We start from the raw sequence: 12,731 nt of genomic DNA, 5'->3' as shown, positions 1-12,731 counted from the left end.
TCAATTTAATTATGTGTAGACTGGCATGTACACCCTGGAGCGGTAAAGCTCTGGGTGCTTTCATGCCAAGGAAATGCCTGATTGTAATTATTATTTTCCCAATAAAAATCTGTTCTTTCTTCCGGATTATTTCCGACTTCGTTCATGGTAGCAGAATCAAATAAACGTCCGTTAACCATTGTGTATTCTACGGTGTTCGAATTCTGAATATCTTCCAGTGGGTTTTTCTCTAAAACGATGAGATCTGCCAATTTCCCAACTTTCAAAGATCCAATTTCGCTTCCCATTCCTAAGTATTCTGCTCCATTAATCGTTGCGGCTCTTAAAGCTTCTAGATTGCTCATTCCGCCCATTTGTAACAACCATAATTCCCAATGTGCTCCAAGTCCTTGTAATTGCCCGTGCGCGCCCAGATTTACTTTTACACCCTTATCGCTTAAAGCTTTTGCTGTTTCAGAAACTAATACAGGGCCATTGTCATATTCTTCCTGTGGCAACATTTCTCTACGTCTGGATCTAGAATCTACGATGAATCTAGGGGTGAAGGTTAATAACTTTTCATTCTTCCAAACATTCGATTTCTCATACCAGTAAAATTCTCCGTTTATACCACCATAATTTACGATTAGAGTAGGAGTGTAGCCGGTGTTGCTGTTTCCCCAAAGGCTAAATACATCTTTATAAACGGGAGCTACCGGAATATTATGTTCGATTCCCGTGTGCCCATCCATGATCATACTCATATTATGGAAAAAAGTACTTCCACCTTCCGGAACCACATTTAGATCTAATTCTTTGGCAGCCTGCATCACTTGTTGGCGTTGCTCTCTTCTTGGCTGATTGTAACTTTTAATAGAATTTGCTCCAAAAGCCTTTGTTCTTCTAAGGGCCGATCTTGCATCTTCCAAACTGTTGATGTCTGCTTTAAAATCACCATCGGCTCCATAAATAATTATTCCTGTTGAAAATAATCTTGGACCAACCATTTCCCCATTTTTTATCATTTCTGCCATTCCAAATACCGTTTCGCTTAGTGCTGAAGGATCATGTGCAGTAGTAACTCCAAAGGCAAGATTCGCATAAAGTGGCCAGTGTTTCTTAGGGCTTATTCCATATCTAAATGCACCAATATGTGCATGAGCATCTACAATTCCGGGCATAATGGTTTTACCGGTTAAATCGTAGGTTTTTGCATTTTTAGGAACTTCAATATCACCGGAATTTCCAAGGGCAACAATTTTATTTTCATCTACTATAATAGTTCCATTTTCGATAACCTTGTCGCCTTCCATGGTAATAATACGCACATTGGTAAACGCAATTTTTCCCTTTGGAACATCGGTCTTGGTTTGTAAACCTATTTTTAAACCTGTCTCTGTAATTGCCGAAATCGAGTCTGGTGAAGTTTCTAAAAAGGTGAATTTTTGATCGATTTCATTACTAAAATATTCATCTCCTAAGGTCCAGTGAACTTTATCGCTATTGTTAGACCAATGCAAATTGATACCTGCGTCTTTTGTGATCTGAGTTACCGGAAAGGCTTTCGATTTTCCATCGAGATCTATTGGTTTTCCTGTCATTACAAATGGTGCAATATATGCCTTATGCAAGTTGGAAAAAACGATCCATTTATTATCCGGACTAGGGATTAAACGATTGGCGTATTTTGAATTGAAATGCACACGCTCATCTTCTCCATTTAGATCTATACTTTTTAAACTCTTGGTAAGATTCCCGAACAAATAGCCTCCGGTCTGGAAAATAATTCTCGAATCGTCTTTATTAAATACTGGAAAATCTCCCGATTTGCTTATTTTTTCTGAATTTCTCCCATCGGCATTCATCAAATAAATTCCAGGTTCCTTCGTAAAAGTTTCACCTAGATCTGTATTTCCCGATTCTTTTGTAAACACAATTTTATTGCCATCTCTTGAAAAAGATGGATTTCTATAAATTCCCTTTTCTTGTGTTAATGTTGAAGGATTCCCACCTGAAAGAGCAACTTTTTTAATACTTCCTTTATTTTGATCGTCCCAGGTAACATAGATTACTGACTTTCCATCACTAGAAAAAGATGGATCAAATTCGAAATCGGTGTCTTTTGTTAAACGTTGAGGTTTTCCATTAGGAAGCTCTTTTTTCCAAAGAAATCCTAAGCCATGAAATACCAGCGTTTTGCCGTTCGGCGAAGTCACTGCATTTCTAATTGCTTTCGCGGTGAAATTTTCTGAAAACACCTGCGGACTAGAATGATGCGCTTCAGCAATTTTGATAGTGGTTTCAGCATTAAACGGAATTTCTTTTACTTCAGAAGATTCAACATTAATACGTTTAATTTTTCCTTCGCTCCAGATCACGACTTCTCTGTTATTCGGCATCCAGCTAAATCCCGGATATACTCCAAAAATTGCCCAAGCCTCTTGCTGATCTTTGCTTAAGTTATCATAAATAGGTCGTTCTTCTCCTGTTTTTAAATCATGTACATATAAGACAGTTTTTGTACGAACTCTTTTAATAAATGCGAGTTTTGTTCCATCTCTGGAAACCTGAGGTCGTGCTGCACCCCCGGAACCTCCGGTGATTACCTCGGTTTCTCCTGTTTCAAAATCGTATCTTTTTATAACATAAATCTGCTTATTTGGATCTTTATTATACTGAAAGTTGCCACCTGGATACATATCTTCACTATAATACAAATACCTTCCATCCGGAGAAGTGCTTGGTTCATTCACATCCTGCTGATCGTTTTTTCTTTCAGTTAATTGAAGCCCTGCAGTACCTGCAATATGATATTGCCACATTTCTCCGGCTCCCAAAGAACGCCCGGAGGTGAAATGTTTTCTTGCTATGATGGAATTCCCATCGGCCGTCCAAACAGCATTGTTCAATAATCTAAAATCTTCTGTAGTAACCTGCTTTGCATTTTCACCTTCAGCATCCATGATCCAAATATTATCTCCACCGCCTGCGTCGCTGGTAAAAAGAATTTTGGTGCCATCCGGACTAAACCTTGGTTGCACTTCATAAGGCATTCCAGATCTCAGAAGCCTAGCTTTTCCTCCCGAAACAGGCATCATAAAAATATCACCCAACAAATCAAAAACTATGCTTTTTCCATCGGGACTTACATCTAAATTCATCCAGGTTCCTTCATCTGTATTCAAAGGAACTTCATTAATTTTCCAATCTTTCGTGTAGGGATTCGATACATCCCATTTATCGGCTTTATCTTTTTTATCTTTTTCTTGTGAGAATGTTGTAGCGGAAAGAATCACTAGTGCAAGGGTAAGCAATGATTTTTGAAACATATTTATGTATTTAATGGATAGCTAAAGATACTATTTCTTTTATTTTTACAGAACTATTAATCTTCAAGCCATTAAAATGATACAGCCCGAATACTGGTTGCGCGGTAAAATAGAAAATATACCAGATATTCTTCAGCCGGTGGCACATTCGCTAATGCAATCTAAAGAAGAACTGAGGAGCTATATGAAGGATTTTCCAGATGAAATATTATGGGAAAAACCTGCAGAAAGAGCTTCGGTAGGGTTTCATTTGCAACATTTATTTGGAGTTTTGGATAGGTTGCTTACCTATGCTAAAAATGAAAAGTTAAGCGAAGAACAGTTTTTGTATTTTAAGAATGAAGGGATTGCAAACAGCAGTATTATTTCAGAAAATCTTGTGAAGAATTTTGAAGATAAAGTAATGGAAGCAATAGCACTATTAGAAAAAGTTTTACCCTCTACTTTAACCGAATTTAGAGGTGTTGGTAGAAAACAAATGCCGAGTACGGTGATAGGTATTCTCTTTCATGCTGCAGAACACACCCAACGCCACATTGGGCAGCTTTTGGTTACGGTAAGTGTGGTAAAAGCTTCCAGTTAGTCTTCGTCTATAGGAATTGTTAGCAACGGAATGTTTCCATTTTTTAATAATTCCAGTGAAACACTTTCCGATAATAAATTATGCAAAAAACTATGTTTATGATTTCCAACTATCAGGAGGTCTGCACGTAATTTTTTTAGCTTCATTTAAAACTGTTTCTACAGTTGAACCTTGAATTAGGAGTGCAGCAGATTCTATTTTTTTTATCTAGAAACATATTGGTCATATTCTGCAATTTTTTTATGTTCCTCCCTTAATTCCTCTGCTCTAAAATCTCTAATATATTGTGGTCCGGGTTCGTATCCAACAAAATCCGGATCTGGATCTGCAACGTGTACCACCCAAACTTTAGAATCGAACTGTAAGGCTAGTGCTTCCGCATAACCTAGAATTTTTCCTACGGCATCGTTAAAATCTACCGCTACCAAGATGTTTTTAAATCCCTGTATCATCTCTATAATTTTTAATATTCTTTTTTCAACTCTACAATATTCATAAGCGGTTTTCTTTGCAGCATTCGTTTGTAATTTTCCATAAGCTGAAATACCACTTTCTTAGGGTCTGTAACACTGGCGATATGTGGGGTGATATGAACCTTCGGATGTTTCCAAAAAGGATGTTCTTCAGGTAAAGGTTCTGTTCTAAAAACATCCAGACTGGCTCCTGATAGCTGTCCTTTGTCAAGCATTTCTAAAAGATCATGCTCTACCAAATGCTCCCCACGAGCAACATTTATTAGGTAGGCACCTTTTGGAAGTTGTTCAAACAATTCTTTTTTTAGGATGCATTCAGTTTCTGAAGTTAGCGGCAACAAACAGATCAAGATACTAGTGCTCTTTAAGAAATCCTGTAAACCTCTTTCTCCATGATAGGTGCTTACTCCTTCAATTTGCTTTCTTGATTTGGACCAACCTGCAACTTTAAACCCATTACTGGACAAGGTTTGGGCTGCAGCTTTTCCAAGAACACCAAGCCCCATGATACCAATTTTTTCATCATTTAAAGTTTGATAGGGGAGTGGATTCCATGTTTTTTTACCGTGATGAACTGAGATATTTCTCATTTTATCCAATACTAAAGATAATATGAAAGTGCTCATATCTCTAGTGAGCTGCTCATCTATAATGCGTGTAATAAGTGTGTTTTTTGGAATTTCCGGATCGCTAATAATGTGGTCTACACCAGCACCTATAGAAGCAATTACTTCTAAATTGGGATATTTATTAAATACTCCTTTTGGATGTTTCCAAGTTACTGCATATTTTATTTCCTGCGGGTCATGGGCTTCAGGATAAACGTAAAGTTTAATATCAGGTTGTTGTTCCCTGATTGCATTAACCCAAACTTGTGGATCTCTCCCTGTACATATCAATAAAACTGACATTTTATAATTTTTTTAATTCACGAATGCGCTGTAACCGGTAATGGCACGCCCTACAATAAGTGTGTTTATTTCTTTAGTTCCCTCATAACTATAAATAGCTTCAGCATCTGCAACAAATCTGGCCACGTCGTATTCCAACAAAATTCCATTTCCGCCTAATACTTCTCGGGCTCTGCTTACTACATCTCTCATGCGCATGCTACAATATACTTTGGCTAATGATGCATGTTCATCGGTTAGAAGTTCTTGATCTTGTAATTCTGAAAGTCTAAAAACCATAGTTTGCATTGCGGTTAAATTAGAAAGCATTTCTACTAAATGATTCTGAATTAACTGATACGAGGCAATAGGTCTTCCAAATTGCTCTCTTTTTTTGGTGTATTTCAATGCGCTTTCATAAGCTCCACGGGCACAACCCACGGCTTGCCAAGCCACACCGGCACGAGTCATTTTTAATACTTTCGCCGTGTCTCTAAAAGAATCAGCTTTTTGCAATCTATCACTTTCCGGGATTTTACATTCTGTTAAGGTGATAATAGCATTTTGAACAATTCTCAAAGCCATTTTGTCCTCCATCTTTTCTGCCAAGAATCCCGGATTTTCTTTTCTAACTATAAAGCCTTTTACCTGATTTGAATCTTCGTCCCTTGCCCAGATAATAATAACATCAGCAAAAGTGGCATTTCCAATCCATTTTTTCTGTCCGTTCAAAATCCAGTTTTCACCATCGAATTTACAAGTGGTTTCCATACCCTGAGAAACACCGGAACCTCCCTCAGGTTCTGTTAGCCCAAAAGCTCCAATTTTATCTAATTTTTGCATCTGTGGCAACCATTCCTGCTTTTGCTCTTCGCTTCCACATAAATAGATAGATCCCATTGCCAGCCCACTATGTACTCCAAAGAATGTAGAAATAGAAACATCTACTCTGGCAATCTCCTGCGCGATAATTCCTTCCATTAAAAATGGCAAATTTGGGCAGCCATAACCTTCATAAGGAATTCCGGTGATATCCAGTTTTTTGAATTTTTCTATGACTTCAAACGGAAATTTTGCTCTATTCCAATGATCATTTACCAAAGGCTTCACTTCATCCTCCATGAAATTCCGCACTTTTAATTGCAGGTCCCTTTGCTCCGGACTTAATTTTAGATCCAAATTATAGAAGTCACCATCGATTGGAGGCAGATTATGTTGCCCCTTTTTCTTTTTGGTCTTCAACATTTTCATGAGACCTTTTAACTGGCGTTCATCCAAATTCCCCAAAGCATCCATTGCTTCAGGCAGATCTATAGTTTCACTAATTTTCGCCAGCTGATTCATATCTACCGACTTTAAAAGATTAATCGTATTTTTTACTTTTCCGAAGAACGACATAGGTAAGGTTTTGTTGAACTTTAAAATTAGGTATTTCTAAGGCTACACTTTGTTAAAGCTTTAAGAAGATATTATTGAAAACAAAAAAGACCGCTATTTCTAGCAGTCTTTTTTCTAATATTATGGTGAGCTAAGAACTAATTTAGTCCAAAAGCTTCTTTTACTTGTTCTACATAATCTAATTTTTCCCAAGTGAAAAGCTCCACTTCGCGGGTGATTTTTCCGGAATAAGGACTTTCAAAGATCTTGGTGATCGTTTTTGGTTCTTTCCCCATATGTCCGTAAGCTGCAGTTTCTCTATAAATAGGATTTCTCAGTTTCAATCTGCTTTCTATATTTGCAGGGCGCATATCAAAGATCTCCGCAACTTTTTTAGCGATCTCTCCATTAGAAAGGTTCACCTTAGAAGAACCATAAGTATCTACAGAGATGGATGTTGGCTTAACCACCCCAATAGCATAGGAAACCTGAATTAAGATTTCATCGGCAACACCTGCTGCCACAAGATTTTTGGCGATATGTCTTGCTGCATATGCCGCAGATCTATCTACCTTACTTGGATCTTTCCCGGAAAAAGCACCGCCTCCGTGAGCTCCTTTTCCACCATATGTATCTACAATAATTTTCCTCCCAGTAAGACCGGAATCCCCATGTGGGCCTCCAATTACAAACTTTCCGGTTGGATTAATATGGTAGGTAATGTCATCATTAAACAATTCCTGAACGTATTTAGGTAATTGCTTTATAACACGCGGAATTAAAATTTCCAGCATGTCTTTCTTGATCTTATCCAACATAGTTTTATCGTCTCCGTTAAAATCATCATGCTGTGTAGAAATCACGATCGCCTCTATGCGCTGTGGCACATTTTCGTCGCTGTATTCAATAGTTACCTGACTTTTAGAATCGGGTCTTAAATAAGTGATCTCCTTTTCTTCTCGACGTAATTTTGCCAGTTCAATTAAGATCTTGTGAGAAATGTCAAGCGCCAAAGGCATGTAATTTTCGGTCTCTTTAGTTGCATAACCAAACATCATCCCTTGATCACCTGCTCCTTGTTCCTCCTTTTCTCCACGATCTACCCCTTGGTTGATGTCCTGAGATTGCTCATGGATCAACGAAATAACACCACAAGAATCGCCACTAAATTTGTAAGCTCCTTTGGTATATCCAATATCATTAATCACTTCTCGCGCGATGTTTTGAACATCTATATAGGTATTGCTCTTAACTTCTCCCGCAAGTACGACTTGTCCTGTGGTAACAAGAGTTTCACAAGCCACCTTGGAATTCTCATCAAAAGCTAAAAAATTGTCTAGTAAGGTATCACTGATTTGGTCAGCTATTTTATCTGGGTGTCCTTCAGAAACACTCTCTGAAGTAAATAAATACGCCATTCTTGTCTTTTTAATTAGTAAGTAAGAGACTCTTTGACGGGAATTGCTAGCGAAGTTTACACTGCTTTAGCATTTTTGTAAGGGTAGCAATCAGTCAAATCAATCCCTGTAATCGAATAGCGCAAATGTATAAAATTAGATTGAATGCCCTCCTTCTTTAACTTGTTTTTTGTATTTGTTGGGCGCTCCGCTTCGCCAAAACGCCTTCCCGAAAGGTCAGGCTGGCTCGCGGCAGGCTTTCGCAACTCGCTTCCCGATAAAAAAATCGGGAGAGCTCAAACAAGTGCTCAATCCTTAGCGCAAAATAAATATTTAATCTGTGACAGTTGATATTCAGGGAGTTAATTAAATTTTTTCAAAATAAAGTGAGAATAAATTTGTTTTATAAAAGTTTCTGTCGTTAAATTTGTGGAATAGATTTTTAATAAGATGAATCAAGTAATGTGTAACATGTGTATGATGATGTTGGGGAAACCCGCAGCGTTCACTATTGCATAAAACTTAAACTATAAGAATTGCAAAAGCCGCTGCCAACCGCAGCGGCTTTTTTTGTTTATATAAGTCAAAACAACAAGGATTTTAAACAAGCTGAATAATTTTCGGCTTCAACAAACTAAAATGAAAACACTTTTCTCAATAAATAATATAATGTGCAGTATGATGCAAATGTGTATGATGTACGCTAGAAGCCGCTATTGCCAAAAAATCAGGATGTAAATTAGTTTTATATAGTTCAATTCCTAAATCCCTCTGGCAAACTAGCCAGAGGGATTTTTTATTTCAACAAAATCAAATCAAGATCATTCAATTTCAAATTAAACCTTAAAAACAAAAATTATGAGCACACAACAATTCGCGACAAACGCACTGCACGCAGGACATGATGTAACAATCAACGGAGGAACCAGAGCCGTTCCATTGTATCAAACCACTTCCTATGTTTTCAAAAATTCAGATCATGCTGCAAATCTATTTGCACTGGCAGAGCCGGGATTTATTTATACCAGGCTTAATAATCCAACCAACGATATTCTCGAGCAACGTTTAGCGGCACTAGAAGGAGGAATTGCCGCGGTAGTAACCGCATCTGGAACGGCAGCTATCAACACCACTTTGCTAACCTTGCTCAAATCTGGAGATCATATCGTGGCTTCTAATAGTCTTTATGGAGGTACCTATAATCTTCTAAATGTAACCTTGCCAAGATTTGGGATCACCACCACATTTGTAGATCCTTCCAATCCGGAAAATTTTCAAAAAGCAGCGCAGGAAAATACAAGGGTCTTCTTTATCGAATCGCTTGGAAATCCAAAATTAGATGTGTTAGACATCAAGGCAATTTCTAAAGAGGCAAAATCGCATAAGGTTCCTTTAATTGTAGATAATACAGTAGCAACTCCTTCCCTGTTAAACCCAATACAGTATGGGGCAGATATCGTAATTCATTCCCTTACCAAATACATCAATGGAAATGGAACTTCTCTTGGAGGAGTAATTATTGATGCCGGGAAATTTGATTGGGCGAAAGGGAAATTCCCTGAATTCACAGAACCTTCGGCAGGATATCATGGTCTTGTTTATCATGATGCTTTAAAGGAAGCCGCCTTTATCGCCAAAGTAAGAATAGAAGGCTTGCGAGATCATGGCGCGGCATTAAGCCTTTTAATGCTTTTCAGATCATTCAGGGATTGGAAACCTTAGAGATTAGGATCAAAAAACACAGTGAAAATGCCTTGGCGCTGGCAAAATGGTTACAGGAACAAGATCAGGTTAAATGGGTGAATTATCCGGGACTTGAGAACAGTGAATATTATGATCTTGCCCAGCAGTATCTACCTAAAGGACAAAGCGGGGTTGTGACTTTTGGAGTAGAAGGCGGTTTTGAAGCTGGGAAGGTAATAGCCGATGAAACTACTATTTTCTCACTGCTCGCAAATATCGGAGATACCAAATCCTTAATAATTCACCCTGCAAGTACCACTCATCAACAACTGAATGATGAGCAGCAGGAGGCTACCGGAGTTACTAAGGATCTTATTAGGCTTTCTGTAGGATTGGAGGATCTGGAAGACCTAAAATATGACCTTAAACAAGCATTTTCCAAGATCGGTAAAAGGGTTTTAAAATAAGTTGTTTGTGGATGAAGACAATCGGGATGAACAAATCCTCATGCGTGATTTCCGATTGTTCTTTTTCATCCCTCATTGAGGGTTAAATTACCCGAAGGCTTGCCTCGAATATAAAAAATGTTTTCCCATTCACGCCTCGTATGCTTGTCCCGAGGTTCTTGATATTAAAAAAATTTAAAAATAGCTAGAAATGCTTCAAAAGATAAAGATCTCAGATTTTGAGAATAGTGCAGGAATCGTTCAGGATATCCAATTGACCTATCAAACTTTTGGCAGGGAATTAGGAACTGCGCCCATAGTATTGGTAAATCATGCACTTACAGGAAATTCAGAAGTCACAGGAAAAAATGGTTGGTGGAAAAAAATAATTGGAGCAGATAAAAGCATAGACCTTCAAAATTATAGCGTTCTGGCATTTAATATTCCGGGTAACGGTTTTGATGGAGAGGAGTCTCATTTACTTTTCAACTATAAAGAATTTACACTTAGAGACATTGCTAAAATCTATTCTGAAGCTATAAAAAAACTAGGAATCTCGAAGATATTTGCCGGAATTGGCGGTTCTGTAGGCGGGTCTTTGTTATGGGAACAGGCTGTTTTAGATCCGGATCTCTTTCAACATGTTATTCCTGTTGCAACAGATTACAAATCCACTCAATGGATAATAGCGCAGTGTAAGGTGCAGGATCAAATCTTAAATAATTCTATAAGCCTGTTGCAGATGCCAGAATGCATGCAATGACAATTTATAGAAGTCCTGAATCTTTCGTTTCAAAATTTGGCACAAACCAAAACCATAAAAATGGGTTCGGAAGTATAGAAAGCTGGCTAGAGCACCATGGTAAAAAACTGGAAAACAGATTTCAATTAGCGGCTTATAAATTAATGAATCATTTGCTTTCTACTTCAGATATCAGCCAGGGTAGTGGGGATTATTTAAGCGCAGCTTCAAAAATAACAGGAGATATTCATATCATCACAATTAATTCTGATGGGTTGTTTCCGCCTAGCGAAAATTGGTACACCTACGTAAACCTGTCTCTTGTAAAAGAAAATATTAATATTCATGAAATTAAATCTATACACGGGCATGATGCTTTTCTTATAGAAAACGCTCAGGTGACAGCCATTTTAAATCCAATATTCAATCATAGTAGCATACAAAATGAAAAAAAATAAACATAGTGCTTTTCGGAGTCGGTAATGTAGGAAGTACTTTGGTAAATCAGATATTAGAAGCCCGATCCAAAATGTTGACTTCTTCACAAGTAGAGATCAACATTGCTGTTTTAGTGAATTCTAAAATTGCATTTTACAGCAAGGATAATATAAAGAATTCGTGGGAGGCAGATTTTAAAACCTATGGATATCCTTATAAATTGTCTCAAATTATAGATCATGTTAAAAAACAGGAATTAACTAATTTAATAGCCGTAGATGCTACCGCCAGCGAAAATTTTGTAAAAAATTACAAGGAATTAATAAGAAATGGATTTCATATAGTTGCCGCAAATAAAACAGCGAATACATTATCTGACAGTTTTTACAAGGAGTTGAGAGTTATATTAAAAAAGTACAATAAACAATTCTTATATGAGACGAATGTTGGAGCCGGATTGCCGGTGATAAAAACAGTACAAGAGCTACATTTAGTGGGGGAGGAGATCACAAAAATAAGAGGAATTTTCTCTGGCTCTTTAAGTTATATTTTCAATTCTTTCTCTGGTAATAATAAGGCATTTTCTGAAGTTTTGGAAGAGGCAAGAATTAAAGGTTTCACAGAGCCGGACCCAAGAATAGATCTTTCAGGAAAAGACGTTGGCAGAAAATTGTTGATCCTTGCCAGAGAAATTAATATTTTAAAGGAACTTTCTGAGGTGAACATAGAAAATCTGGTTCCGAATCATCTAAATGGAAAAAGCTCAATTTCTCATTTTATTGAAAACCAAGCTGACTTAAACCTGGGTTTTGAAGAGCGAAGATCAAAATTAAGAGCAGATGAGGTATTGAGGCATATTGGAGAGTTGGATGTGGCCAGCGGAAAACTAGATGTGAAATTGGTAACAGAAAAAAGTAGTTCCCCTTTTGGTAGTTTACAGGAGGCTGATGCTTCTTTTGAAATTTACACAAAATCTTATGGAAAAAGACCAATTGTTATCCAAGGAGCCGGTGCAGGTGCTGCAGTTACTGCAAGAGGAGTATTATCTGATATATTAAGGATTTCAGAAAAATTTCAACCTAATAATACTTTTAATTTGAATAAAAATAAACAGTAAATCTTTTTAAAATTATCTTGTTTTCTAAGCTTGACTATTGTTAACTTTGCCCTTTCAAATAAGACAATGAAAAAAGTGATTCGTAATATGTATACCTTAATGTGGGAAACTCCTACAGCGGCTGCATTTGCGTAAAACTTAAGATATAAGAATTACAAAAGCCGCTGCCACCGCAGCGGCTTTTTTGTTATCATAAATTGAAAGTAGAAAATGGAACTTAAGATGGAAATGAGTAAGCAAATTATCATGTTTAACAATAAACATCGTTTTGATTATA

At 37.3% G+C, this 12,731-nt stretch carries 8 protein-coding genes and 2 pseudogenes; 5 read left to right on the top strand and 5 right to left on the bottom strand.

Features of this window, described 5'->3' with window-relative positions; genetic code table 11:
* Nucleotides 1–5: 5 nt before the first annotated feature.
* The gene (locus ON07_RS05840; RefSeq protein ID WP_010228952.1) at nucleotides 6–3,308 is read right to left on the bottom strand and encodes an amidohydrolase family protein; all 3,303 of its coding nucleotides are present in this window, start codon (nucleotides 3,306–3,308) and stop codon (nucleotides 6–8) included.
* A 76-nt stretch (nucleotides 3,309–3,384) separates the two neighbouring features.
* Here ON07_RS05840 and ON07_RS05835 point away from each other — a divergent pair, with 76 nt between their 5' ends.
* Complete coding sequence (locus tag ON07_RS05835; protein WP_010228951.1) at nucleotides 3,385–3,891, top strand: DinB family protein; 507 nt, start codon at nucleotides 3,385–3,387, stop codon at nucleotides 3,889–3,891.
* On the opposite strand, the pseudogene ON07_RS14685 reads toward ON07_RS05835, so the two are convergent.
* The 4 genes and pseudogenes from ON07_RS14685 to metK form a co-directional block, all read right to left on the bottom strand.
* A pseudogene (locus ON07_RS14685) lies at nucleotides 3,888–4,343 on the bottom strand (universal stress protein). The gene ON07_RS05835 and the pseudogene ON07_RS14685 overlap by 4 nt on opposite strands.
* A gap of 11 nt (nucleotides 4,344–4,354) precedes the next feature.
* Nucleotides 4,355–5,275 (bottom strand): 2-hydroxyacid dehydrogenase, encoded by a 921-nt coding sequence (locus ON07_RS05825; RefSeq protein ID WP_010228948.1) that lies wholly within the window; start codon nucleotides 5,273–5,275, stop codon nucleotides 4,355–4,357.
* 12 nt (nucleotides 5,276–5,287) lie between these two features.
* Complete coding sequence (locus ON07_RS05820) at nucleotides 5,288–6,652, bottom strand: acyl-CoA dehydrogenase family protein (RefSeq protein ID WP_010228947.1); 1,365 nt, start codon at nucleotides 6,650–6,652, stop codon at nucleotides 5,288–5,290.
* 137 nt (nucleotides 6,653–6,789) lie between these two features.
* On the bottom strand, nucleotides 6,790–8,049 hold the full coding sequence (gene metK / locus ON07_RS05815; protein ID WP_010228945.1) for a methionine adenosyltransferase: 1,260 nt from the start codon (nucleotides 8,047–8,049) through the stop codon (nucleotides 6,790–6,792).
* An 837-nt stretch (nucleotides 8,050–8,886) separates the two neighbouring features.
* Between metK and ON07_RS14680 the strand changes: the two are divergent.
* From ON07_RS14680 to ON07_RS16670, 4 genes and pseudogenes are all read left to right on the top strand, one after another.
* A pseudogene (locus ON07_RS14680) lies at nucleotides 8,887–10,178 on the top strand (O-acetylhomoserine aminocarboxypropyltransferase/cysteine synthase family protein).
* 190 nt (nucleotides 10,179–10,368) lie between these two features.
* Nucleotides 10,369–10,920, top strand: a complete 552-nt coding sequence (locus ON07_RS17710) for an alpha/beta fold hydrolase (RefSeq protein WP_010228943.1) — start codon at nucleotides 10,369–10,371, stop codon at nucleotides 10,918–10,920.
* Nucleotides 10,917–11,357, top strand: coding sequence for an alpha/beta hydrolase family protein (locus ON07_RS17705; RefSeq protein WP_010228939.1), 441 nt, complete (start codon nucleotides 10,917–10,919; stop codon nucleotides 11,355–11,357). The genes ON07_RS17710 and ON07_RS17705 overlap by 4 nt, the downstream gene beginning before the upstream one ends.
* 5 nt (nucleotides 11,358–11,362) lie before the next feature.
* Nucleotides 11,363–12,454 (top strand): homoserine dehydrogenase family protein, encoded by a 1,092-nt coding sequence (locus ON07_RS16670; RefSeq protein ID WP_010228937.1) that lies wholly within the window; start codon nucleotides 11,363–11,365, stop codon nucleotides 12,452–12,454.
* Nucleotides 12,455–12,731: the final 277 nt, after the last annotated feature.

Origin of the sequence: Gillisia marina (assembly GCF_000258765.1) — a bacterium.
In the GTDB taxonomy this organism is placed as follows: Bacteria; Bacteroidota; Bacteroidia; order Flavobacteriales; family Flavobacteriaceae; genus Gillisia; species Gillisia marina.
This window is presented reverse-complemented; position numbering and strand designations above follow the sequence as displayed.

What these genes read in the sequence shown, in the direction of transcription:
- ON07_RS05840 (WP_010228952.1), bottom strand. Translation starts at nt 3,308, where the DNA reads ATGTTTCAAAAATCATTGCTTACCCTTGCACTAGTGATTCTTTCCGCT.
- ON07_RS05835 (WP_010228951.1), top strand. Translation starts at nt 3,385, where the DNA reads ATGATACAGCCCGAATACTGGTTGCGCGGTAAAATAGAAAATATACCA.
- ON07_RS05825 (WP_010228948.1), bottom strand. Translation starts at nt 5,275, where the DNA reads ATGTCAGTTTTATTGATATGTACAGGGAGAGATCCACAAGTTTGGGTT.
- ON07_RS05820 (WP_010228947.1), bottom strand. Translation starts at nt 6,652, where the DNA reads ATGTCGTTCTTCGGAAAAGTAAAAAATACGATTAATCTTTTAAAGTCG.
- metK (WP_010228945.1), bottom strand. Translation starts at nt 8,049, where the DNA reads ATGGCGTATTTATTTACTTCAGAGAGTGTTTCTGAAGGACACCCAGAT.
- ON07_RS17710 (WP_010228943.1), top strand. Translation starts at nt 10,369, where the DNA reads ATGCTTCAAAAGATAAAGATCTCAGATTTTGAGAATAGTGCAGGAATC.
- ON07_RS17705 (WP_010228939.1), top strand. Translation starts at nt 10,917, where the DNA reads ATGACAATTTATAGAAGTCCTGAATCTTTCGTTTCAAAATTTGGCACA.